We start from the raw sequence: 26,316 nt of genomic DNA on the forward strand, positions 1-26,316 counted from the left end.
GATGAAGAAATTATGGCAAATGATAAAAGGCTGTCCACTGTTCTCGATACTCATAATATCCGGCGTGATAGTTACCGCAGGCGGTTATGTGGGAGCTGCGCTTGGCGTGTACAAATGGGATGTCAGCTTTCATCATCCTATGGCTCAGACTGTGCTGCTTGATGAGAGGGTGGCAACCGGAACTGACGCAACAAGCACGGATGCTCCGGGAAAGAGCGAGCTGACGTCGGAGTCCACGGGCAGTGAGGCTGCAGAGGAGCAGACAACGGAGGTGAAATCCACGGAGAAGCAGACTTCTGAGAATGCATCCACGGAGAAGACAACAGAGAAATCTACAGAGAAAGCGACCACCGAAAAGGCAACTACGGAAAAAGCAACCATAGATACAGGCGGTTCGGCTGCTCCGGTGACAAGACAGACTCAATACAAGAAGGTTAAGAAGAGAAAGGCAAGAAATAGCTGCTACAGAGATCTCACACAGATCGCTCTTGAGACCCAGTACCCATATATAAAGGTTGACAAGTCTTATTTTGACGATGCTCTGTTCATAGGTGATTCCAGAGTGGAAGGACTGGCGTTGTATTCCGGACTGGACAATGCAGAATTTGCATATATGGAGGGCCTTACTTCATTTGGACTGATGGGGGAGAAGATAGCCGCAAATGGAACCAAGACACTCACGGAATTGCTGCAAAGCAAACAATTCAGGAAGATCTACATCATGCTTGGTATAAATGAGGCTGGATATGATACGGAGACATACGCATCCACATATATCGATGCGGTGGCCCAGATACAGGCGCTTCAGCCGGACGCAGTGATCTTTATGATGGGCTGCATGCATGTATCCAGCGACTATTCGGCAAGCCACGATATTGTGAACAATGACAATATCGATGACAAGAATGGTGCCATAGCTGCATATGCTGATGGAATAAAGCTTTTCTATCTGGATATGAATACGGTTGTGGACGATGGCAAGGGTGGTCTTGTAAAGGACTATACCTGGGATGACATACATTTGCAGGCGCAGTATTACAGTCTGTGGGAGCAGTATCTGTATGAGCATGGGCTCAAGGATGATGCTTTCAAATAGATAAAGTGCTGCGGGATCTGGTGGCATTTTATCATTATCGGGAGTTGATCAAATGGCAAAAAGACTGGTAATAAAAGATAAATACAAGGGAATCCTGTTCATAATCATGGCAGGGTTCTTTTTCTCACTGATGACCTTCTTCGTGAGACTGTCTGGAGATCTGCCAACTATGCAGAAGGCATTTTTCAGAAATGCAGTGGCCGCTGTTGTGGCCATTGCCATGCTCATGAGGACTGAGGAGAAGTTCAAGATAAAGAAGAGCAGTTGGCCGGGGCTGGCGGCGAGAAGTATTTGTGGAACGACAGGGCTTATCTGCAATTTTTATGCAATCGACAAGCTCAACATAGCGGATGCAAATATCCTCAACAAGCTGTCTCCGTTTTTTGCGATCATAGCATCGTACTTTGTGCTCAAGGAGAAGGCAAATAAGATAGAGTGGGCATCCGTGGCATTGGCATTTACAGGTGCTTTGTTCGTTGTGAAGCCTTCGTTTCATATGGATTTTCTGTATGCCATGGTTGGTGTGGCAGGCGGCCTTGGGGCAGGGATAGCCTACACCTATGTGAGAAAGCTTGGAAAACAGGGGGAGCGCGGACCGGTCATAGTCATGTGTTTCTCTGTATTCTCATGTCTGGTGACGCTTCCATTTATCATATTGGACCACGCACCTATGACATGGCAGCAGATTGTGTGCCTGCTCTGTGCCGGACTTGCGGCGGCTGGTGGACAGTTCAGTATAACCGCAGCATACCAGAAGGCTCCAGCCAGGGAGATATCGGTATTTGACTACAGTCAGGTCATATTTGCGGCTATACTGGGATTTGTATTCCTGGATCAGATCCCTGACATGCTGAGCATTATAGGATATGTGATCATCATTGGAAGTGCAGTTTTCAAATGGTGGTACACCATGAGACAGGACCGCACTTAGCATGATCGGCAGGGCTGAGAGTGGCAGTGCCTTGTACAAATACTTGTAGAATAATTGATATATACAAAAAGACGGATGTCAGAAATGGAAAATGGGTAAAAGTTTCATTGTCTGATATCCGTCTTTTTTATAAAAGTTATAAAGGAAGGTTTTAGGTGTTGTGACCGGACTTGTGAGGTATCCGGCCTCCCATCTATATAAATTGGATTGTTGATAGTTTGAGTGACGGCAGATACGCTGGTGCTGCCTGGGCATGTCGCACATCTGCTGTCCTCATCAATCTGTATATATAATAAGATGGTACTGTGTACATTCTGTGTATCGGATGTTAAAGAAATATGTTCATAAAAGAAATAATATATAAAGCGTAAATAAATGTTCTATAAATGGTAAAGCTTCTGAATATAGTGAGTATAAGGTTGTGGGTATAGTTGCTGACATGTTAAAATGAAACACACATATGATCATAATTGGTGGATATATCAGATGACAATATTGGATAGAGCAGCTTTATTATGGAATAGTAAGGGGGATTAATATATGGATAAAGAAAAGGTTATACAGGAGCTTCAGGAGAGAACAGAGGAGATAAAGGAAAAGGCCGGGGAGCTTCATAAGGCGATAGAGGAGACTATATCGCAGAAGAAGCAGATACATTACACGGAACTGGGCGGTCAGGACGGGCAGCCGGATGTGCCGGTTAAGGAAGGATACGGTCTGGTGCTCGGTGGCGGTGGTGGCCGTGGCTCCTATGAGATCGGAGTGTGGAAGGCTCTTGAGGAGTACAGAGATGTGATCGATATAAAGGCGGTATCAGGAAGCTCGGTAGGCGCACTGAATGCGGCATTGTACGCTTGCGGCGATCTGGATAAGGCTACACAGATGTGGTACGACATAACTAACGACAGGATACTGTCTAACAAGGATATAGACGAGGACAACAGGAACAAATGGTTTGAGTCCATCAAGGAGAAGCTCACGACCATAGACAATCCAGTCATACAGAGTGCAATAGAGTGCATAGGACTGGATGCTGTGGCAAAAGGCATGAGGATAAAGGATGGCTTCTTCTCCAGAGAAGGACTTATGGACATACTGGAGAATTCACCAGTACTTGATGGTGTGTCGAACAGTGACATGAGCTGTTATGCTACATGTCTCAATGTGGAGGGCAAGCCTACTCCTGAGAGATTCCAGCTGTCAGGCATGGAACCAGAGGAGATAGAACGGATACTTCTTGCTTCTTCAGCCATACCGGTCATATTCCCTATGGAGACGATAGACAAGACAAAGTATTATGATGGAGGCTTCTTCCTTGGGGGAGATAATGTGCCAATACAGCCTCTCTATGATGAGGGCTACAGAAAATTTGTCGTGGTGCATCTCGATGAGAGGAAGACCGACAGATACGATGATGCAGAGATGATACATATATATCCGTCCATTCCTCTTGGTGGTGCCATAGATGGCATGCTTGACTTTTCGCCTGAAGGTGTTGAGAAGAGGATAACACAGGGATATGACGATGCAAAGGCAGTGCTTGTTGAGAAGTTTGGCCCAAGACTGTTCTTCACCCGCCATGGGCAGACCGTGTGGAATGTGGAAAACAAGATATGTGGAGCCACGGATATTGAACTCACAGAGCTTGGACATCAGCAGGCGGAGCAGCTTGGTGAGATGATAAAGAATGGAGATTATCACATAGATGAGATCCTGTATTCGCCTCTGGTCAGGGCTTCGGAGACGGCAAGACATATATCCGAGATAACAGGAATTCCTATGAGAGCCGAGGAGAGACTCCGTGAGCAGTGCTTTGGCAAATACGAGGGAACAGCCAGAAACGGCGCTATATTCGCCAAGGCGAAGACGCATTTTTTGGATCACTATGAGGGCGGAGAGACCATGGTTCATCTGTGTCAGAGGGTGTACAATCTGTTAGATGAGCTTAAGGCTGAGTCGGAAGATTCCGGGAAGACATATCTTCTGGTTGCCCACAATGGAATATCAAGAATAGTACAGTCGTATTTCAATGATATGACAAATGAGGAATTCGCAGCATTTGGCATAAAGAACTGTGAGATAAGAGAATATAGATTCTGATCGCCACATGTGTGGAATCAGATGTAAAAAAGAGAAAACAGCAGGCAGATCAATATGATGTGAATGTGGTTTTCTCTTTTTTTCTGGGATATCCCCAAATGCTCCTGTAAATGTGTATAAAAGAATAATTGATATTATTTATCACTAATATAGTTGACACAGAGCCTACATATGTGCTAATAAATATATGAACATATAATCATGTGTTTAAATATTGGCGTACGGCATGAGAGCTATGCGATGTGTTTATGGAGAATATAAAATGTGGAAAAGGAGAGAATCATGGGAGACAACAGTTTTTTAAAGATCAGTGGGATAAAGAAAAGCTTCGGTTCAGGGGAGAACCGAACTGAGGTACTTAGAGGAATTGATTTTGAGGTCGCAAAGGGCGAGTTCTGTGTGCTGCTTGGCCCATCGGGGTCTGGCAAGTCAACTCTGCTCAATATCATAGGTGGGATCGACAGCCCGGATTCCGGTTATATCTCCATAGATGGAGAGAAGACAGGGGATATGGATGAGAAGACACTGACCAGATACAGAAGAAAGCATCTCGGTTATGTATTCCAGATGTATAATCTCATACCTAATCTCAATGTAAAGGAGAATGTGGAGGTTGGAGCATACCTTAGCGATAACCCTCTTGATGTGGATGATCTGTTAAAGACTCTGGGGCTTTATGAGCACAGACATAAGCTCCCAAATCAGCTGTCGGGTGGACAGCAGCAGAGGACCTCAATTGGAAGGGCAATCGTGAAGAATCCTGATATACTTCTCTGTGATGAGCCGACAGGTGCCCTTGACTACAACACTTCCAAGGAGATACTTAAGCTCATAGAGGATGTGAACCAGAAGTATGGCAACACAATAATCATGGTCACACACAATGATGCCATCAAGAATATGGCGGACCGGACTGTGAAGCTCAGGGACGGCATGATAAGACGCAACATTGTAAATGAGAACAAGATATCCGCTGTAGAGCTTGACTGGTAATTGGGCAGACAGGGTAGACGTTCAATAGGAAAGGGGATCTGTTATGAGAAATCCATTGTGGAGAAGAATTCCAAAGGAACTGAAGGGAGAGCTTGGAAAATATATGGTCATATTCCTGTTCATGGTCATAACGACGGGAATGGTGTCGGGCTTCATGGTTGCAGGTGAGAGCATGAAGAAAACCTACGACAATACATTTGACAAATACAACGTGGAGGATGGACATTTTGATCTGTCGGATGAGGCGTCAGACGATATGAAGAGTAATATAGAGGATGAGGGCGTGAAGCTCTATGACATTTCGTATTATGAACTGCCTATGAGTAAGATCGGATCAGACTCTGATGGCAATAGTGGTAATGTGGAAAGCGATGCAGAGACAACAGATGATATGGTGGACTCTGTAAATGACGCTGCAGATGGTGGGGTAAGAACACTGAGGATATTTGCACCAAGACACGATGTAAATAAAATGTGTCTGATGGATGGTGAATTTCCTGCAGAAACTGATGAGATCGCCATTGACAGAATGTATGCGGTGAACAACGATATAGAGATCGGTGATGATATAAAAGTGGGTGACAAGGTATACAGCGTGTGCGGATTTGTGGCATTCTCCGACTACAGCACCATGTTCCAGAACAACAACGACACCATGTTTGACGCCACGATATTCGGAATTGCCATTGTGACAAATGAGGAATTTGATGATCTTCCGGCACAGAGTAAGACATGGTCATACTCATGGATGTACGATGAAGGAATGCCGGAGGATGATAGTGATGAGAAGAAGCTTGCGGATGATCTCCTTGAGACAGTGTATACACAGGCGGCCATGAATGGTATTACGATGGAGAACTATATTCCACGATATCAGAACCAGGCGATCAACTTTGCAGGGGATGATATTGGCAGTGATACAAATATGATGAAATGGTTTGAATATATTGTCATAGTGATACTTGCATTTATATTTGCGGTGACCATCAGCAACACGCTGACAAAGGAGGCGTCGGTCATCGGAACCCTGAGAGCCTCGGGATACACAAAGGGAGAGCTTCTTATTCATTACATATCACTTCCTGTCATAGTTACTTTTGTGGCATCGGTGGTGGGAAACGTGCTTGGCTATTCGGTGTTCAAGGATATGGGGGCACAGCTTTACTATGCAAGCTATTCCCTCACTAAGTATGTGACGTATTGGAATGCCGATGCATTTGTGCTCACCACAGTCATACCTCTTATAATCATGATCGCTGTGAATCTGTTAGTGGTAAACAGCAAACTGAAGCTCTCACCACTGAGGTTCCTGAGGCATGACCTCAGCAGGTCAAAGAGAAAGAAGGCGGTGAAGCTGCCTCACTGGAAGTTCATGACAAGGTTCAAGACCCGTGTCATACTTCAGAACATTCCAGGATATGTGGTCATGCTTCTTGGAATTTACTTCGCACAGGTTCTTCTGATGTTCGGACTTATGTTGAATCCTATGCTGAAGCACTATCAGAATGACATATTGGATAATATGGTAGCTGACCACCAGTATGTTCTGGATTCACAGGTGGAGACGGCAAATAATAATGCGGAAACCTACTGTATGAAGACGCTAAGGACGACCGGAGATATAGATGATGAGATCATGGTGTATGGAATACACTCGGACAGTAAATATTTCCCGGTTAAGCTGGACGACGGAGATGTGCTGGTATCTGACAGCTACGCAGACAAATATGAGATAGTTGATGGCGACAAACTTGAGCTCAAGGAGAGCTATACTGATGACACATATGATCTCAAGGTGACGGGGTCTGTGGTGTATCCGGCAGCCCTTGCGGTGTTCGTGACAGAGGGTGATTTCAGAGAAATATTTGACAAGGACGAGGATTACTTCACCGGCTATTTCTCGAATGACAAGCTGACCGATATAGAGGATCATGTAGTGTCAGAGATCACAAAGGATGACATGATAAAGGTGTCCAGACAGCTCACCAAGTCCATGGGAGGTATGTTCTACATAGTGGTTGTATTTTCACTTGTTATGTTCATGCTTCTCGTATATCTGCTCACAAAACTAATAGTAGAGAAGAACACGGTGTCCATATCCATGGTTAAAATACTGGGATATGACACTAAGGAGATCAGTAAGCTGTACCTGTCATCCACGACTGTCATGGTTGCAGTGGTGACGCTGCTTGATATACTGCTCAGTTACCTGTCAATCAAGGTTATATACAGGGCAATGCTGATAGATATGCTAAGCGGCTGGATGCCGATATACATGGCACCATGGATATTCCCACTCATGTTCGTGCTCAGCTTTACATGCTATCTGGTGATCTCACTGTTGCAGATGAAGAGGATAAAGAAGATTCCGATGGACGAGGCGCTCAAGAATGTGGAGTGATGCGTCAAGCTGCGTTCAGGTATTATATTGAAAAAAGGGAAAATTTTGTGCTATAAAATCCCCAAATTCCTGAAAAGGATACATAGATTAGAAGTCGTGTATCTTTTCAGGGGAAATCCGGGAGCTTGAGCACAAAATTTTCTCTTTTTTGCTATTTTCTGGGAAATGTTCCCAAGGCTGTCAGGCTGTCGACCCGGATAGGCTCATGCCAGCTATATGGTTCCAGTGACAGTCACGGTTGCCGTTCCCGGTGTTGTGGTGATAACTCCCGTGGCTGCATCCTGTGTGAATGTTGCCGCTGGAACAGTGATCTGTCCGGCAACTGTTGCGAACTCGCCTGTTGCTTCATTGTAGGTGTAGCTGTCCGGCGCTGTCCATGCCTTTCCATTGTAGGTCACAGTGATTCCGGTAAGGATCGGATTGAAGGTATCTGTGATGATGACGTTGTCACTTGCGGATGCCTCGGTGTTGCCGTAATTCTCTATAAGGAAGGTGTAAGTGATCTGACCATTCTCTGCAACTACGCTAGGACTCACAGACTTTGTGATGGCGAGATCGGGAGCCGCAACAGGGGAAACCGACTCAGTTGCAGTGACTGCGTTGGCAAGTCCTGCGCCGGTTACTGTAACAGTGTTGGTCACGGAATCCTCATTGCCTCTAGGTGTAAATTCATTTGTTGCTGTCTCATATATAATAGTAGCATTTCCGCCCGCTGGAACGGAGATTCCAGTGATCGTCAGCGGTGCTGCAGCACCGACAGCCGGGGCAGCTACCAGAGTTCCGTTGGTGTAGTATCTGATGGAATCCGGAATATATGTGAGAGGATATACTGTTGTATTTCCCACTGCATATGCTCCCAGATTATCCGTGAGAGACAGACCTGTGAGTGTGGTAGTTCCGGAGTTGATGAGACTTATCACATAAGTGATCTTATCCGGTGTTCTGTAGGTGTCCACCACAGCCGTCTTGGAGACTGTGAGGACTTCAATGATTTCTCCAGTTATGATATTGGAATTGGTGGATCCTCCGTTGTAGGACAGAGTTGCCTGATTAGTGAATGTTGCCATTACTTTACCTCCGTATTGTGTTGTCAGAGGTTTATATACCTCTGATATAAAATATGTGCTGTGGAGGCTTTGGGTTACAGATATTACTCACCATCTGCGGCACATTTATGTTATACTAAAAGATAACTATGTGGTTTAAAGAGCTGTTTTTATATACAGGAGGAATATAGGTGAGAAGGAAAAGGTGGTCGTACCTGATTGCCTGTGTGGTGCTGGCAGGTGGGCTGGCAGCGCCTGGCACATATACCAAGGTGTACGCGCAGGATTATGAAAATGTAGAATACGTAACCAGTGTGTCAGAGCTTAGAGATTCCATGGACGAAGCTGATGTGGTAAACTCTGCCGATGTGATGGATAGAGGAGCGGATGTCGACGCAGCGGCAATGTACAGCTGTGAGTCAGCCGACATATACAGTCTTCGCAGGATCATATTGTATACAGATGAAGTGCCGGAGACCTATGGCTCGACAACAGTCATCTGTTATGACAAATACGATTACTATGTGCTTGGCTACGATACCGAGGAAGCGACGAAACAGGCATACGAAAAGCTTCAGGAAGAGTACGAGCCTGACAAATGTATGCTTGATCAGGTCATATATTCAGAAGATGTGCTGGCGGATTCAGATTTGGATTCAAATTCGTATGCTGCACAGCGGAACGTTGATGCCATGCTTGCCGCATCGGAGACATATAAGGCTGTAAGCTGGGGCACAAGGTACATGGGAATGGACAGGCTGAAGGCAGAGGTGTCGGAGTACAAGCTGGATGCTAAGGTAAATGTGGCGGTCATAGATACCGGAGTTAATTCCTCGGATACTCTGTTTGAAGGCAGGATAAATGAGGAAGGAAGTATGAACTGCTGTGAGGGCGAAGACCGGAGCGACTACGGAGACAACATGGGACATGGAAGTCATGTGGCGGGTATAATAGCGGATGCGACACCGGACAATGTCCAGCTCACGATCATCAAATGTTTCACAAGCCGGGGAGCAACCACAGTGTCAACGGTACAGCAGGGAATCATGGCTGCGCTTGACAGCGGTGCGGACGTGATCAATATGAGCTTCTGCTTCTATGGTAAAAATGCAAGTGACAACACCAGGTCGATGCTTGACGAATTGTTAAAAAGTGCAAAAGAAGATGGCGTCATCATGTGTGTGGCAGCAGGCAATACGAACAGCACTGTGAACAACTGGGAGATCAGCGACGTGGAAGGTGTGTCATATCCTGCGGACAGCAGTGATGTGATAACAGTGTCGGGGCTTATGCAGAAGGCTGGAACGGAGGAGACAGCAGACAGGATTGCTGCAGATACGGTAGAGTTTGACGATGCATATTCCTACTATGGTGATGCGGTGGATTTTTCTGCTCCGGGAACTTATATAACATCGGCGTGGCAGACCGGAACGGATCACGGACATGTCAGTACAGGAACATCCATGGCGGCACCTCACATATCGGCTGCAGCAGCCTATGTGAAGATTGCAGAGCCGGAGCTTGACAGTGACCAGTTGAAGAATAGACTTATCTCATATTCCGTGGATCTGGGGACAGCGGGAAAGGATAAATACTACGGTTACGGTTGTCCATACATGGCGGATTATTTTGTTAATACATTTGGCGGAAAACATCCGGAGACAAAGGTCGGAACCTGTGCGGTGGAAAGTCTTGGAAATGCGAAGGATGGACTGAGACTGTTGTGGACTTCGGCAGATAATGCAAGTGGGTATAAGATATACAGGAAAACTGCGACAAGCGCATACAAATGTATAGCTGAGATAAAAGGTTCAGGAGTCAGAACATACACTGACAAGACTGCGGCGGCTGGAATCAGATACAGATATGCGGTGAGGGGCGTGAACGGCACGGCCGAGGGACAGCCGGCGGCTACAAAGGCACTGGTCAGACTTATCCAGCCGAAGTACAACGTGAAGAATGCATATTCCGGCGTGAAGGTATCCTGGAACAAAGTAAAGGGCGCGAGTGGATACAAAATATACCGCAAGGCACCGGGGCAGAACGGATGGAAGCAGTACAAGGTGCTGTCAGCGGGAACGCTCACATTTGTCGATAAGAATGTGACTAATTACAGAAACTATACATACACGGTCAAGGCGTTCAAGGGTACTTCTGCAAGCTCGTATGATACTGCGGGGGTCAGGTTGTACAGGATGCCGGGATGCAAGGCGAAAACGGTCAGATCAAATTCCAGAAAGACGATGGATGTAACATGGAACAAGGTCAGGTATGTCAGCGGGTATCAGATCCAGTACAGTACATCGTCGAAATTTGACAGATATAAGGTGGCAACGATAAATAAGTCCACAAAACTCAGACGCAGGATAAGCTCCCTGTTCTCAGGAAAATATTATTATGTGAGGATGAGAACCTACAGAAGAGTTGGCGGCAAGACCATTTATGGCGGCTGGAGCAGTGTACAGCGCGTAAAGGTAAAATAGTGAAAGGCAGATAAGATGGCAGAAAATAAGGATTTGGAAGAATATAAAGTCTCCACGATGGAGGATGAAGAGGATTATTTTGACAATGTGGAGATGGAGCTCGACTACAGCATCAGTATAACTGAGGGCTCCATGGAGCTTGGAAAGGACAATATAAAGGAACAGAAGAAGTACATGCGTGACAGCCATGGAGACATGGACGACGAGGAGTTCCTGCAGAACATGCAGTCGGTGAACAATGATGAGGCGTTCCTCAGAAGAGCTGCGAAGCGCCTGGAGGTGTATGAGCACCAGAAGAAGGTGCCGTACTTTGGCAAATTTGTATTTAAATATAAAGATGACGAAGAGTATCTCCCGGTATATGTGGGTATGAGCGGTTATCAGTCAGATATGAATGGACAGCAGCTTGTGTACGACTGGAGAGCACCTGTATCCTCTATGTATTATGCTTATGAAAAGGGCCCAGCATCCTACAATGTCCATGTGGATGACATGGAAGATGACGAGTTTTCTGGAGACATAGTGGAGAAGAAACAGTTTCTGGTGTCAAATGGCAGACTTAAAGACGCGGTGGATACTGACTCCAACATCAACGACGCCATATTGCTGGAGGCCCTTGGCGGCAACAGTGGTGTGAAGATGAAAAATGTGGTGGCTACCATACAGAAGGAGCAGGATGCGATCATAAGAAACCGCACGGCGTATAACCTTATTGTGGACGGCCGCGCCGGAAGCGGTAAGACGGTCATAGCCATGCACAGACTGGCGTGGCTGTTGTACAACTACAAGACACTTGAGAGTGACAATGTCATGATACTGTCTCCAAACAGTATATTTGGCGATTATATATCAGAGGTTCTCCCGGAGCTCGAGGAGAACAGTGTGCCTGAGAAGGAATTTGACAGTCTGCTTGAGGAGCTTCTTTTCATAGAGGAGGAATATGAGAGCAAGCTGGATCAGTCGGAGTTCATTATAGACAGCGGCGATCAGGACAACCAGAGGATGAGAAATATCAAGGTCAAGTCGTCCATCTCTTTCTACGACAGTTTCAATGAGTATCTGGACAGGTATGTGTCAGGTATAAAGTTCAGAAATTTCCACTATCAGAAGGTGGAGTATACAGGCGAGGATATAGCTGCCATGTTCAATGGAAGATTTGCAAGAAAACCTGTGTATGAGAGATTCGAGAACATAGCATACTTCATAGTGGACAGGGTGGAGGATAATTCACCAAAGGAGTTCCCGGACGAGAAGAAGCGTAATCTGGCAAGGCAGATACAGAAGCAGATGGTAAATTTATTTGCAGAGAGGAATCTGGTTGAGTTGTATGTTGGATTCCTGGCGGAGATGGAGAAGAAATATCCGGGTATATCGGAGTACAGAAATGAATATGGAAAGATATGCTATGAGGATATCCTTCCTATACTTTACTTGCAGGTGTATTTCTACGGATGTCATTCCTACAACAATATCAAGCACCTCGTCATAGATGAGATGCAGGATTACAATATATTCCAGTATGCGGTGATAGACAGGGTGTTTGGCTGCAAGAAGACTATCCTCGGCGACAGGTATCAGGTGCTCTTCTATGATCCTGAGGAGACTGTTGTGGATGTTCTGACGAAGATATTTGCAAAGAGGAACGGACAGGGCGGCTATGAGCTCAAGGAGCTGTTCGCGTCGTACAGATCCACGGCGGAGATCACCGAGTTCTGCAACGGTATACTTGGCGGAGAGGGCGTAGGCGGCAACACTGTGGAGAGACACGGCAGGGTGCCTGAGGAGATACAGTGTGAGTCACTGGATGAAGCTGTGGAGTTCATAAATGACAAGCTGAGCTACGGAGACATGGACGCCTACGACAACATAGCTATCCTGACAAATGACGAGGCAGACGCCTACGAAGTGTACAAACAGCTTTCCGAGTACACCGAGGTGACGCTCATCACCAATCAGTCGGTTGTCTATGCGGGCGGTGTGGTCGTACTTCCAAAGTTCCTTGCAAAGGGAATGGAGTTCGATGCAGTGTACGTCATGACGGACGGAACCTACGACGGAAGCATGGTCACAAGACATGCGCACTATATAGCCTGTACGAGAGCACTCCATGAGCTGTATGTGCTTGATGTGGAGCAGCCATAGGAGTGATACAAAGACAGAAATATTATATCTAGAAATATTTTTGGGAAAATCGCGATTCCAACTGAACATATATGATGTACTATACGGCATTTCCGCTTTGGGAGATGCCGTATTTTTTATTGTTGCTATATGGCAGATGGTACGCCTGAGCAGAAATGTAATTGTGAGTGTCAGAACTCTGTAAATTATTCACCAGCTAATAATTGAGATTTGTGTTGATTGTGCAAAAATTATACATAAATAGAGATAACGCATTTTTATTGTTGCAATATCTACAAAGAAATGTTATTATTAAGGAAACGGGGAAACTAAAAATAGTTTCTGAGTTTCCCAGGCGGGAAGTATGTACAGGAAGCTGACAGACACGGATGGACAGGAGGGAGTTATGGACGGAGAAGCACAGCAGCAGCTTAAATTGAGGATATATGAGGCGACCATAGAGGAGTTCCGGGAGAAAGGGTTCAAATTCACCATGGACGATATGGCAAGACGACTTGGAGTGAGCAAGAAAACCATATATCAGGTCGTCAGGGACAAGGAATCATTGTTCTTTGACACGGCGACATATATATACGAGCAGATCAAGAGAAGTGAACAGGCGGTCATGGATGACGACCGCCTGACCACGGTGGAGAAGATAAAGGCGATTCTCATAGCCATGCCGGACAGCTACAGCGAGCTGGATTGGCGGCAGATATACCAGTTGGAGAATTCATATCCACGGATATTTGCCCGGGTGAGAGTAATGATGGAGCAGCAGTGGGATAATACCATAGAGCTTCTGAAGCGCGGAATTGCCGAGGGTGTTATAAGGAATATTCCGATTCCGGTCATCAAGACGATGTTCGAGGCCACGCTTGAGAAATACATGGAGACTACAGTCCTGATAGACGCGGGACTTACATTTGACGAGGCGGTGCAGTATACACTTGATGTACTTATGGATGGCATATCCTGTAAGGAGTAGGAACCGCTTTGAATGAAGTGATTATATGGAATTGATGCCCGCGGCCGGTTTCATTCACCGGGGCGAGATGGGCGGTATATATAAAAGACAGGAGGTTGTGTTATGGGTAAGAGATCTGAGGTTGTATTTGGCAACAGGATGAGCAGTCAGGTCGTCAAAAAGGCGGAGAACTCCAAAGAGAGATTTGTAAAAAGATTCGGTGATGACAGTGACGTGGATTATCCTCTTGCAGTTGTGAAGAATCCGTATATTGGAGATACTCTCGGTGTCTCCAATATTGTGATCGACGGCGGAGTCAGTGATGATATACCGGATGGCGGCCGGGAGGAATTTGACAGGGACAAAGGAATCATAGTTGGCAATATCAGGATGGGGTTCGGACATTACAGAATATCCATGGCGATAGCATCAGCGGCCAATCATCTGGGATACAAGCCGTACTGGATGGATCTCAATTCCTACAGTGAGACCACGGGAGGAAAGGTTATTGAGGCACAGAATAAGCTCTATTCCATGGGATCCAGGATATCGGGAAAGAGCAAGGTTTTCAACAAAGCGGTGTGGGAGCCGATGAACTATGAGGGTTTCAGGAAGCTGTCATACAATGCCTCGGATCAGATGAATGCGGAGCTTATGACACCGGTGTTTAGGAATGTTCCAAAGGATATCCCACTTGTGGCTACACATGTGTGGCCGGCTCAGGCGGCGGTTCATGCAGGAATGAAACATGTGGTGAATGCAATCCCTGACAACTGGCCTATGGCGCTCCACCTTGCGGAGGGAAGCCTTCACACGGTTCAGACCAGATCGGCATACCTCGGATACAGGACCCTGAACGGCATGCAGGGCGACGAGGTGCTTAAGCCTATGCCCGGTGATTCAATCAGATACGTTGGACACTATATAGACCATGAGCTGGTGGCAGCTATAGAGGAGGACTGCGACAGGAGAATAGAGAGAAGAAAGAAAAAGGCACCGATGCGTTTCCTTCTCACCATAGGAGGTGCCGGAGCACAGAAGGATATATTTGCAGCTATCATCAGGACGGCGCTTGCCAGTGTGAAGAAGGGCAACATGGTCCTGTATGTAAATGTGGGCGACTACATGAACGTGTGGGAAGAGCTGGTGAGAGAGATACCCGCCATGGAGAGCCTTGTCACTACACATTTCGATGACTGGAGCGACACCACAGCATTTGCGGATAAGGCTCTTAAGGAAGAGGTGTACGGAATACACGCATTTTGCCATGAGAATATATATGAGGCTGTGTACTGCACCAACCTTCTCATGAGAAGCTGTGATGTACTCATAACGAAGCCGTCTGAGCTGGCCTTTTATCCAGTTCCAAAGCTGTTCATCAAGAGAGTTGGCGGGCATGAGCAGTGGGGGGCGATACACTCGGCGGAGATCGGAGATGGAACACTGGAGTGCCGTGATATACCGCACACTCTACAGATGATGAAGCTGTTCATGCAGGATGACAGCATACTCACAGATATGTGTGAGAACATAAAGCGGAACAAACTGGATGGAATATACGACGGAGCGTATGAGGTCGTAAAACTGGCGATGGATATGAAGAACTGAGAATGGAGGGTTACATTATGTATAAGGTAAAGAAGAAAGAGACATTTATACCATCATCAAATGGCAAGGACAGGCTGCATGTCATCGTGTGGGAGCCACAGGGCGAGGTGCGGGCGATACTTCAGATATCACATGGAATGATAGAGCTGATAGACAGGTACGACGAATTTGCGAGATATCTTGCTGCGAAAGGCTTCGTAGTTGCAGGAAATGATCATCTGGGACACGGACTCACGGCGGCAAATATGGATGAGCTTGGATATATGAATGCCTATGATGCGAGCAAGGCAATAGTCGCGGATCTTCATAGAGTCACTAGAAGTCTGAAGAAGGCATACAAAGGAGTACCGTTCTTCCTGATGGGACATTCCATGGGTTCGTTCATGGCGAGAAGATACATGAGTGACTACGGCTGGGATCCCAAATATCCATCACCTTACACGGATGGCTCAAGTGTGGACGGCTTTATCTGCATGGGAACAGGAAGCATGCCTGAATATATGCTGCAGATAGGCAGACTTGTCCTGGAGCTTGAGAAGAGTCAGCACGGTGAGAGGTACAGGAGCACCCTCATGGAGCTCCTTGCATTTGGAACTTATAACAGGGGTATTCCGAAGACAACTATAGTGGATGGTGAAGTGAGAAAGAGGACAAATAAGGACTGGGTGAGCCGTGATCCGAAGCGCGTGGACGCATACGTGGATGATCCTCTGTGCCAGTTCTCATTTACACTGAAGGGCTACGAGACGCTCTTCAACACCCTTCACTATATACAGGAAGACAGAAATATCGCCAGGATACCGAAGAATGTGCCGGTTCTGTTCGTGTCCGGTGACAGTGATCCAGTGGGACACTACGGCAGGGATGTACTGAAGCTCTACGAGTTATACCACAGAAGGGTGTCACACAATGTTGCATGCTATCTGTATGAGGACTGCAGGCACGAGATACTGAACGAGCTGTGCAGGGATAAGGTATTTGACGATATTGACAAGTGGCTTGAGACAAGGCTTGCTGATATAAAAGGTTAGGCCTTTAAGGAGGTTATATATGGGAGATAATACACAGCAGGGCGTGCCTGAGGGCGGCCTTCAGAAAAAGACAAAGATAGCCTACGGAGTAGGGGCCGTGGGAAAAGACATGGTGTATATGCTGGTAGCCAGCTATATACTGTACTACTACAATTCTGTGCTTGGCGTCAGCTCAGTGTTCATAGGAACAGTGCTGATGGCGGCGAGAGTGTTTGATGCATTTAACGATCCTATCATGGGTATCGTGGTGGCAAAGACCAGAAGCAGATGGGGAAGGTTCAGACCGTGGATATTTTCGGGAACCGTGCTGAACGCGGTTGTCCTCTATGCGATGTTCGCCGCGCCGGAAAGCATGGGAGCTGGTGGGATGAAGGTGTTTCTGACAGTGACATATTTCCTGTGGGGAATCACATACACGTTGATGGATATTCCATACTGGTCCATGATCCCGGCCATCACTGAGCCGGGCAAGGAGAGGGAGAATCTGTCTGCACTTGCAAGATCCTGCGCGGGCGTGGGTTCTGCCATCCCTACTGTACTTACTATGATAGTAGTTCCAGCCATCAGCGGCGCAGTCCTGGCGGCGGACAAGCTGAAGATCACGGATTACCGCATCGGCTTCAAGTGGTGGGCTCTTCTGGTTGCGGTGGTGTTCGTCATCTCGGAGGCCATTTGCGTGGCAAATGTAAAGGAGAAGGGTGACACAGTAGTGGAGTCCCATGGCATAGGTGAGATGTTCCATTCGCTGGTGACAAATGACCAGGCTCTGGCGGTGGTCATCACCATCGTGCTCGTAAACTCTGCACTCTATATAACAAGCAACCTGCTCATATATTTTTTCACATATGACATAGGAAGTGAGAGCGGATATGCGCTGTTCTCCGCATTTGGCGGCGGTGCGCAGATACTTGCTATGATGCTGTTCCCGCTCTTTAGAAAGAAGATGTCCAAGAGAAAGCTGTTTGTACATTCGGTAGTATATGAGATCGTCGGATATGTGATGCTGCTTGCCTGCAGCCTTGCCGGTGTTACCCGTATGACGGTGGGCGGAGTGCCTTGTTGGTACGTTCTGTTCATCCCGGGACTTCTGGTATTTGCGGGAAGCGGACTTCTAAATGTGCTGATAACTGTGTGTCTTGCCGACAGCATAGACTACGGAGAGTACAAGAATGGGCAGAGAGATGAGAGCGTCATATGCTCCATGCAGACATTTGTAGTAAAGCTTGCATCGGGAGTTGCAGTGTTCTTTGCCGGACTTGCAATCAAATGGGTCGGACTTATCCAGCCGGCAGATGGAACATCGGAAGTCATAGAGCAGAGCACAGGAACTCTCATGGGACTTTCCATGATGATGACAGTCGTTCCGATAGTCCTTCTCATCATAGGACTTGTATTCTTCATCAGGAAATACAAGCTGACCGAGGAGAGGATGCAGGAGATCATGACGAAACTTAGATAGGAGGAACCGCTATGAACGAAGTTCATACTTGGAATCGGTTCCGACGACCTGCCCCGCTCGCTTATGCGAGAGGGGCGATACATATTAGATAGGAGGAACCGCTATGAACGAAGTTCATACTTGGAATCGGTTCCGACGACCTGCCCCGCTCGCATATGCGAGAGGGGCGATACATATTAGATAGGAGGAACCGCTGCCAATTAGGGGCGATACATATTAGATAGGAGGAACCGCTATGATCAGATATATAGAAGAACATCAGGTATTCATACTGGAGACAAAGTCGACGCAGTATGCCATGTGCGTGCGCCCGGATGGACACCTTGAGCACCTGTACTACGGTGGCAGGAGTCTGGACTGCGGAGATCAGAATATTGTGGGACTTTGGGATGTGGCACACGACCGCAGCCTGTTCGAGACCGGCAATGCCATAGCGCTGGATGGTGGACTTACCTTAGAAAGTCTGCTGCAGGAACTGTCGTCAACCGGCAAGGGGGATGTCAGCGAACCATTTGTCTGTATGACCCATGCAAATGGCAGTACGACCTGCGACTTTGTGTACGAATCATACGAGATAAAAAACGGCAGGGATGAGCTTGAAGGACTTCCGTGTGCGGTGGAATATCATAGGGGGACAGATGGCAGATTCAACACAGTAAATGAGCAGCAAGGCACAGAAGTGGGAAGCGGTGTGGCTGGTGGATTGCAGAGCATACAAGCATATGAGCGACAGAATACAGCGGGCGAGGTAACACAGCTCACAATAACCCTCCGGGACAAATTCTACAGACAGAAGCTTGAGCTAATATATGTCACATGGGATGACTGCGACGTGATAACCAGAAGTGCCCGCCTGACAAATGAAAGTGATGACGTGGAGCGGGTGGACAGACTTATGTCCATGCAGTTTGATATGAGAATGTATCAGGAATATGACATGATACATTTCGGAGGAGCCTGGGCGAGGGAAATGCACAGATCGGTGCACCCTGTAAGGCAGGGAAGAGTGTCTGTCTCATCGTCGACCGGAACCTCGGGCAGCAGGGCCAATCCGTTCTTCATGGTGGTTGAGCACGGCAGTTCAGAGGAACACGGTGAGTGTTACGGCTTCAATCTCATATATTCAGGAGACCATATGGAGAGCTGTGAACAGAATTCATATGGACGTATGCGTATACTCAGCGGCATCAATCCGGAAGGATTTTCATTTGCGCTTGAGCCGGGACAGTCATTCCAGTCGCCGGAGGCGGTCATGACATATTCAGATTCAGGATTTGGCGGTGTCAGCAGTCATATGCATGCATTTGTCAGAAGACATATAGTCAGAGGCCACTGGGCGGATCGGGAGAGGCCTGTTCTGCTGAATAGCTGGGAGGCCGCATACTTTGATATAAATGAGAAAAAGCTGCTGAAGCTTGCAAAAGAAGCAAAGAAGTGCGGCATAGAGCTGTTCGTCATGGATGACGGCTGGTTCGGACACAGGGACAATGACACATCCTCACTTGGAGACTGGCAGGAGAACCGGAGCAAGCTTCCGGGTGGAGTAAAGCAGCTTGCTGACAAGATAAATGCACTTGGACTTGACTTTGGTATATGGGTCGAGCCGGAGATGGTGAACGAGGACAGTGATCTCTACAGGACTCATCCGGAGTGGGCAGTCAGAGTGCCGGGACAGAGTCATGCCGAGGGGCGTCATCAGATGCTGCTGGATCTCACCAACAAGGACGTGAGAGATCATATAGTGGAAGCCATGGCAAATGTGTTCTCATCTGCCAATATATCGTATGTTAAGTGGGATATGAACAGGATTATGTCTGACCGCTACAGTCAGACGCTGCCGTCTGACAGGCAGGGCGAATTTGGACACAGGTATGTGCTGGGACTCTACGATATCATGGGAAGGATTACTAAGCGTTTCCCTGAGATTCTGTTTGAGGGATGTGCTGCCGGTGGCAACAGATTTGATCTCGGCATACTGTGCTATATGCCGCAGATATGGGCAAGTGATGACACGGATGCCAGGGAGAGGCTTGAGATACAGACGGGATACAGCTATGGCTACCCTATGTCGGTTGTCAGCAGTCACGTGTCGGGCTGTCCGAATCACCAGACACTCAGAGTTACTCCTCTTGAGACGAGATTCGGAGTGGCGGCATTTGGCGTGCTGGGCTATGAGTGCAATCTGTGCGATATGAAGAAGAAAGATCTGGAGGCAATAGAAGAGCAGGTGGAGTTCTACAAGAGACACAGGCGCACATTTCAGTTCGGCGAATATCACAGGATCGAGAATGGCACAGTGTCAGATCTCCGGAGGAATGTGTACCAGTTCATGACGGTTTCCCAGGATGGCTCCGAGGCGGTGTCCTGCTATTATGAGGGACAGGTGATACCGAATTACACTTACAAGCATATGCGGACTAAGGGACTTGACGAGAATGCAGTTTATGTCATGGAGGGCAGAAGCCTGCAGTACAGCGTAAAGCTCATGGGAGATCTCATCAACGCTGTTACGCCGGTGCATGTGAAACCTGATTCACTGACCCAGAGTGCGATAGACAAGGTGGTAAAGCTTCAGGGCGAGAAGGAATATGTAAAGGCGTCCGGTGCAGTGTTTAACCGCGTTGGAGTGAACCTTGCTCCGAACTTTGCGGGAACTGGCTACAACGACCAGACCGCTCTCTGGACAGAGCATGGACTGAGGTTATACACCTTCACCAGACAGTGATATATATGATCACATGCAAATGCTCATATATGGAATCGAATCACAGGAAAAACTTACATTATAAAAATAGTGGAAATAATATATGGAATGTGTTATCTTACTCTTATAGAGAACTGTTCCTAATAGAAAATTATAAATACCAGAAGGAGGACTATACAATGAGTGAGAAGCGTAACACATGGCAGAAACAGGTCATATACTCTGTTATAAAGGAGCTCAAGACTCATCCTACAGTCCAGAGTCTGATAGATGAACTGGAAAAGAGAGGATATAAGATAGGCAAATCAACTGTGTACAGGGTGCTCTCTGATGCGGTTGATGAGGGAATTGTCATGAATGTGTATTCAGGGGACAAAATGGAGCATTTTGATGGCAATACCGAGAATCACTATCACATACGCTGCAAGGTATGTGACAGGATATTTGACAGTGAGCTTCCATATCAGGATTCCATCACACAGATGGGCGTGGAGGTGGACAGCGATTTCGTCATACTGTCACACAACCTGGAATTCATCGGGATATGTCCATCCTGTAAGGACAGCCTGAAAAGTCTGTGATGGGGAATGCAAAAGACCGGTACACATAAACGCATATTGTATGCGGTGTATGTGTACCGGCCTTTTTGTATGTGCAGGCAATGCCAAGAGCCTGTATCTTATCTGCTCTGTCAGTCTCTCTTTTTCTGTGAAATGATATTTGCAGATTTTATTTCCTTCTTTATAAATTCAGGAATCGCGGAATTGTCTTTCTGGTCAGATTCAGGTGTGTCCGGCTGCGCCTCAACTGTATGTGAGTTTACACTTATAGGATCCACGCGTGGATTGCTGATAAATGTCTTGTTGGCCGAAGGCTTTACAACTGTCATTCCGAGGATGGACTTCTTGTTGCGAAACTCTCTTTCCTCCTCTGGTGTGCGCTCAGGGGCGGCATCCACCAGATTGCCGTCTCCGAAAAGGTCTATCTCAAAGCTGCTGTCATTTTCCTCCTGCTCATCATCCGTATCGTCATCCAGCGCATCTGTAATTATCGGTTCTGCGTGGATGGAAGTATCCGTATCGTCGTCTGCAAATGCACTGTCGAGATCAGGATTGTATTCATCAGCAAATGCGCTGTCAAGATCAGGGTCATATTTTTCATCTGATTCAGTGTCGTCAAATTCAGGATCGGAGTCGACATACTCCTCAGGCTTCTCAAAAAATGTAGGATCTATATCGAGCTTGAAGTCGACCTCTGAGTGACCCACTTCAATGCCGCAGTCGTTGAACAGCTTGGTCGTGTAGCAGTTTTTCAGCTTCTCGATGAGTTCAGTGTTTTCGTACTTGAGCTGTTCGAGTATGTTTGCGATTATCATTCCCTGATATTCATCCGTCCATCCGTCCTCAAGCTTTACTGCGATACCGAGCTTCATGCTCTTTATCGCCATACAGATAACACCCCTGGAGCCGTCCTTCATTATGAGGTCAGGATTCTGGTTGATATAATATGAAGGTGTTCCGTAATCGTTGATCTTCTCAGGATATTTGTGGATGCATGAGAAGTTGTAGTCTATAGTCTCCCGGAGTTCGTTTGACAGGCTGAATGGATCCATGAGCTTTGCGTAGGACATGGCGATGCTTCTAAGTGGCAGTGCAAATACCGGAACTCCACAGCCGTCTATGCCGAGCCCGATCTTGAATGTAGGGGTCTGGCTGAGCATGGATATGAAATTGATTATCTGCTGCTGTACAGGGGAATCCTTGAGCTGATAGCCGTCCGGCTTACCGGTGAGCTCTCTCTGGAGCAACATAAGGCTGAAATGTTTTCCCGAGCAGCAGTGCTGAAGTTTGCTCTGTCCCTGCCTTGGGTGGAGCTTTGACCTGTCGGTGAGTTTTGCCGCCAGCGCTGAAGCTGATGTGGAAGCGCATGGCTTCATGATCATGTCATCGGGATTCAATCCTGTCTTGCGCGAGATCTCCTCCAGCACAAATATATGATGGTTGCTTCCCCAGTGGGAAGAGTTGAACATGGCAACATCCTCGTCGGTGAGGTTGAACCTTCTGTGAAGTCCTGCCAGCAGTGTAGGCAGCACCTGTATAGGCTTGCTTGCGGAACGCATGAAAGTCTGTTTCTCTATGTCGCCAAGGTAGGCGATTGTATCTCCTGTGGATGACACAACTGCGATGGAGCCGCGGTGTGCATTCTCAACAATATTTCCACGGTATTCTTTTACTAATATCTCTGACATATATTCAACACCTCATTTGTATTTTGTATGATTTTCTTCCGATATAGTCATTATATGAAAAAGATATCCGTTTGCAAAATGAAAATTACATAATATATAAGAAAAATATGAGAATGTAATTGAGTGTAAGTAAGTAATAACTAAAAAATACCGCCTGATACTGACAAAATACATCATTTGTCATATATACCCTGAGTAAAAAATGTTTAAAAAAATCGAAAAATGCGCATTTTTTTTGTGAAAATGCATAAAAAACTTTGATTATTATAAAAAGGATGGTATAATGTCTTTATAATTTTGCATGGAGAGGTGACTTACATGATTAAAAAAGAAATGATCGCCATGCTCCTTGCTGGTGGACAGGGCAGCCGTCTTGGGGTTCTTACATCCAAGCTTGCCAAGCCAGCGGTAGCATTTGGCGGCAAATACAAGATAATCGATTTCCCACTGAGCAACTGTATCAACTCGGGGATTGACACAGTAGGTGTACTTACACAGTACAGACCACTCAGACTTAACCAGCATATCGGAATCGGCATTCCTTGGGATCTCGATAGAAACATTGGTGGTGTCACAGTGCTTCCACCATACGAGAAGAGCAACAACAGCGAGTGGTACACAGGTACTGCCAACGCTATCTACCAGAACATAGAGTTCATAGATTATTACAATCCAGACTATGTTCTCATACTTTCCGGTGATCATATCTACAAGATGGATTATGAACACATGCTTGACTATCACAAGTCCATGAATGCGGATGTGACACTTGCCACATACCAGGTTCCATGGGAGGAGGCAAGCAGATTCGGAGTAGTTATAACGAATGATGACGGCATCATCTCAGAGTTTGAGGAGAAGCCGGAGAACCCAAGAAGCAACAAGGCTTCCATGGGTATATACATATTCAACTGGAAGATCCTCCGCGAGGCACTTGTTACCATGAAGGATCAGCCGGGATGCGATTTCGGTAAGCATATTATTCCATACTGCCATGAGAACGGCAACAAGATATGTGCATACGATTTCAAGGGATACTGGAAGGATGTAGGAACTCTCGGTTCATACTGGGAGGCCAACATGGAGCTTGTCGACATAGTTCCTGAGTTCAATCTGTATGAGGAATTCTGGAAGATATATACGAAGACAGACGCCATACCACCTCAGTACATAGATGAAGCGGCAAAGGTATCCAAGTGTATCATCGGAGAGGGGACCGAGATATACGGAACCGTTGAGAATTCAGTTATAGGCTCTTGTGTAACCATAGGAGAGGGTGCGGTCGTTAAGGATTCGATTATAATGAATGGGGTTACGATCGAAGCTGGTGCCTATGTTGAAAAGGGAATCATTGCCGAGAATGTCAAGGTTGGTGCAAATGCCAAGCTTGGAGTTGGTGAGGAAGCTGTCAATGAGATGAAGCCTAATATCTACGCATTTGGCCTTGTTACTATAGGTGAGAACTCAGTTATACCTGAGGGCGTAACAATAGGTAAGAACACTGCAATATTCGGTGACACAGATCCTTCGGATTATCCGGACGGAACACTTCCGAGTGGCGGTAGTATTATAAAGGCAGGTGAGTAGACATGAGAGCATTAGGAATTATTCTGGCAGGTGGTAACAGCAATAAGCTGGGAGATCTTTCAGCAAAGAGAGCCGTTGCAGCCATGCCTATCACAGGAAGCTACAGAGCAATTGATTTCGCACTTTCCAATATGACTAATTCTCATATTCAGAAGGTAGCGGTATTCACACAGTACAACACAAGATCACTGAATGAGCATCTGAACTCAAGCAAGTGGTGGGATTTCGGAAGAAAGCAGGGAGGTCTGTTCATCTTCACACCTACCATCACAGCAGCTAACAGCTACTGGTACAAGGGAACAGCAGATGCACTTTATCAGAATATCAAGTTCCTCAAGGAGAGCCATGAGCCATATGTAGTTATCGCTTCAGGAGACGGTATCTACAAGCTTGACTACAACAAGGTTCTTGAGGAGCATATAAGCAATGGTGCAGATATCACGGTTGTATGCAAGGATATGGCACCGGGCGAGGATGACATCAACAGATTTGGTGTTATCAAGATGAACGAGGATGGCAGGATCATAGACTTCGAGGAGAAGCCTCTTGTGGCAGGAACCAACACGGTTTCCATAGGTGTATATGTCATAAGAAGAAGACAGCTCATCGAACTTCTTGAGACATGTGCCAACGAGGGAAGAAATGATTTCGTAAGAGATATTCTCGTGAGATATAAGGGTGTCAAGAGAATTTACGGATACAAGATGGACAGCTACTGGAGAAACATAGGAACAAAGGAGTCATATTACAGAGCTAATATGGATTTCCTCAAGAAGGACGTAAGAGACTTCTTCTTCAAACAGCATCCGGATATCTACTCAAGAGTGGATGATCTCCCACCAGCAAAGTACAATGCAGATGCGGTGGTAAATAACAGCTTGATAGCAAGCGGTTGTATCATCAACGGAACCGTTGAGAACTCAGTTATATTCAAGAAGGTATACATTGGAAATAACTGTGTGATCAGGAACTCGATCATACTTAACGATGTCAACATCGGTGATAATTCCATCATCGAGAATTGTATCGTGGAGAGCAGGGATACACTCCGCGCGAACACAGTACATCAGGGAACACCTGAGGACATCAAGGTAATAGTGGAGAAGGATTTCAGATATGCGTTGTAGGATGCATACGGTATAAGTAGTACAAATGACAATTGCGTGTGGGATCGCAATGTGTGTCAGGGTTAAGGGGGTAATTCAGATGCAGATAACTGATATCAGGATCAGAAGTGTTGAGAAGGAAGGCAAGATGAAGGCGGTTGTTTCTATTACGATCGATGACGAGTTTGTTGTGCATGACATCAAGATCATCGAGGGTGAGAAGGGCATGTTCATCGCGATGCCGAGTAGAAAGGCAGCGGATGGAGAATATAGAGATATCGCTCATCCGATCAATACAGCTACAAGAGAGCGTCTGCAGAGTATGATTCTTTCAAAGTATCAGGAATCTTTGGAAGAGTAATACCAGTCTCAAATAGACATTCAGAGCCAGTGCTAGAGGCGTAAGTCACCAAGCTGATAGCATTGGCTCTTTTT

The 26,316-nt window shown here is 46.5% G+C and carries 18 protein-coding genes and 1 pseudogene; 17 read left to right on the forward strand and 2 right to left on the reverse strand.

The annotated features are described in order from the left end of the window. The first annotated feature begins 1 nt into the window (after window position 1). From DXD11_RS06655 to DXD11_RS06675, 6 genes and pseudogenes are all read left to right on the forward strand, one after another. Window positions 2–1,096, forward strand: coding sequence for a GDSL-type esterase/lipase family protein (locus DXD11_RS06655; protein ID WP_117550909.1), 1,095 nt, complete (start codon window positions 2–4; stop codon window positions 1,094–1,096). Between the two features lie 52 nt (window positions 1,097–1,148). After that, window positions 1,149–2,027, forward strand: a complete 879-nt coding sequence (locus tag DXD11_RS06660; protein ID WP_118758032.1) for a DMT family transporter — start codon at window positions 1,149–1,151, stop codon at window positions 2,025–2,027. A 540-nt stretch (window positions 2,028–2,567) separates the two neighbouring features. After that, window positions 2,568–3,362, forward strand: a pseudogene (locus DXD11_RS14850) (patatin-like phospholipase family protein); the annotation flags it as partial. A gap of 201 nt (window positions 3,363–3,563) precedes the next feature. Further along, window positions 3,564–4,127, forward strand: a complete 564-nt coding sequence (locus DXD11_RS14855) for a histidine phosphatase family protein (protein WP_334290611.1) — start codon at window positions 3,564–3,566, stop codon at window positions 4,125–4,127. A gap of 282 nt (window positions 4,128–4,409) precedes the next feature. Beyond that, entirely contained in the window at window positions 4,410–5,120 is a 711-nt protein-coding gene (locus tag DXD11_RS06670; protein WP_117551058.1) for an ABC transporter ATP-binding protein, read from the forward strand. 43 nt (window positions 5,121–5,163) lie between these two features. Continuing rightward, window positions 5,164–7,521, forward strand: coding sequence for an ABC transporter permease (locus DXD11_RS06675; RefSeq protein WP_118758033.1), 2,358 nt, complete (start codon window positions 5,164–5,166; stop codon window positions 7,519–7,521). A 212-nt stretch (window positions 7,522–7,733) separates the two neighbouring features. Here DXD11_RS06675 and DXD11_RS06680 read toward each other — a convergent pair whose 3' ends face one another. Further along, window positions 7,734–8,588: a DUF11 domain-containing protein gene (locus tag DXD11_RS06680; protein ID WP_118758034.1), complete on the reverse strand. Its 855-nt coding sequence runs from the start codon at window positions 8,586–8,588 to the stop codon at window positions 7,734–7,736. A gap of 170 nt (window positions 8,589–8,758) precedes the next feature. Between DXD11_RS06680 and DXD11_RS06685 the strand changes: the two genes are divergently transcribed. The 8 genes from DXD11_RS06685 (at window position 8,759) to DXD11_RS06720 (ending at window position 21,521) form a co-directional block, all read left to right on the forward strand. Further along, a complete protein-coding gene (locus DXD11_RS06685) occupies window positions 8,759–11,050 on the forward strand; it encodes a S8 family serine peptidase (RefSeq protein ID WP_118758035.1) in 2,292 nt (763 codons plus the stop codon). A gap of 15 nt (window positions 11,051–11,065) precedes the next feature. After that, a complete protein-coding gene (locus DXD11_RS06690) occupies window positions 11,066–13,192 on the forward strand; it encodes a HelD family protein (protein WP_118758036.1) in 2,127 nt (708 codons plus the stop codon). Window positions 13,193–13,535: 343 nt separating this feature from the next. Then, a complete protein-coding gene (locus DXD11_RS06695) occupies window positions 13,536–14,159 on the forward strand; it encodes a TetR/AcrR family transcriptional regulator (protein ID WP_022217264.1) in 624 nt (207 codons plus the stop codon). 102 nt (window positions 14,160–14,261) lie between these two features. Further along, the gene (locus DXD11_RS06700) at window positions 14,262–15,746 is read left to right on the forward strand and encodes a DUF6937 domain-containing protein (protein WP_118649752.1); all 1,485 of its coding nucleotides are present in this window, start codon (window positions 14,262–14,264) and stop codon (window positions 15,744–15,746) included. A gap of 17 nt (window positions 15,747–15,763) precedes the next feature. After that, window positions 15,764–16,777, forward strand: coding sequence for an alpha/beta fold hydrolase (locus DXD11_RS06705; protein ID WP_118758037.1), 1,014 nt, complete (start codon window positions 15,764–15,766; stop codon window positions 16,775–16,777). A gap of 19 nt (window positions 16,778–16,796) precedes the next feature. Then, window positions 16,797–18,236, forward strand: coding sequence for a glycoside-pentoside-hexuronide (GPH):cation symporter (locus tag DXD11_RS06710; RefSeq protein WP_118758038.1), 1,440 nt, complete (start codon window positions 16,797–16,799; stop codon window positions 18,234–18,236). Window positions 18,237–18,471: 235 nt separating this feature from the next. After that, window positions 18,472–20,961 (forward strand): alpha-galactosidase, encoded by a 2,490-nt coding sequence (locus DXD11_RS06715; protein WP_118758039.1) that lies wholly within the window; start codon window positions 18,472–18,474, stop codon window positions 20,959–20,961. 158 nt (window positions 20,962–21,119) lie between these two features. Then, window positions 21,120–21,521, forward strand: coding sequence for a Fur family transcriptional regulator (locus DXD11_RS06720; protein WP_118017181.1), 402 nt, complete (start codon window positions 21,120–21,122; stop codon window positions 21,519–21,521). A 110-nt stretch (window positions 21,522–21,631) separates the two neighbouring features. On the opposite strand, the gene DXD11_RS06725 is transcribed toward DXD11_RS06720, so the two are convergent. Beyond that, entirely contained in the window at window positions 21,632–23,188 is a 1,557-nt protein-coding gene (locus DXD11_RS06725; RefSeq protein WP_118017183.1) for an asparaginase, read from the reverse strand. A 318-nt stretch (window positions 23,189–23,506) separates the two neighbouring features. On the opposite strand from DXD11_RS06725, the gene DXD11_RS06730 reads away from it, so the two are divergent. From DXD11_RS06730 to spoVG, 3 genes are all read left to right on the forward strand, one after another. After that, on the forward strand, window positions 23,507–24,775 hold the full coding sequence (locus DXD11_RS06730) for a glucose-1-phosphate adenylyltransferase (protein WP_022217270.1): 1,269 nt from the start codon (window positions 23,507–23,509) through the stop codon (window positions 24,773–24,775). 2 nt (window positions 24,776–24,777) lie between these two features. Beyond that, entirely contained in the window at window positions 24,778–25,902 is a 1,125-nt protein-coding gene (glgD, locus tag DXD11_RS06735; RefSeq protein ID WP_022217271.1) for a glucose-1-phosphate adenylyltransferase subunit GlgD, read from the forward strand. Between the two features lie 79 nt (window positions 25,903–25,981). After that, window positions 25,982–26,242: a septation regulator SpoVG gene (gene spoVG, locus DXD11_RS06740; RefSeq protein ID WP_015533695.1), complete on the forward strand. Its 261-nt coding sequence runs from the start codon at window positions 25,982–25,984 to the stop codon at window positions 26,240–26,242. The last annotated feature ends 74 nt before the right edge of the window (window positions 26,243–26,316 follow it).

This window comes from Coprococcus sp. TF11-13, from assembly GCF_003481085.1.
Taxonomy (GTDB): Bacteria; Bacillota; Clostridia; order Lachnospirales; family Lachnospiraceae; genus Coprococcus; species Coprococcus aceti.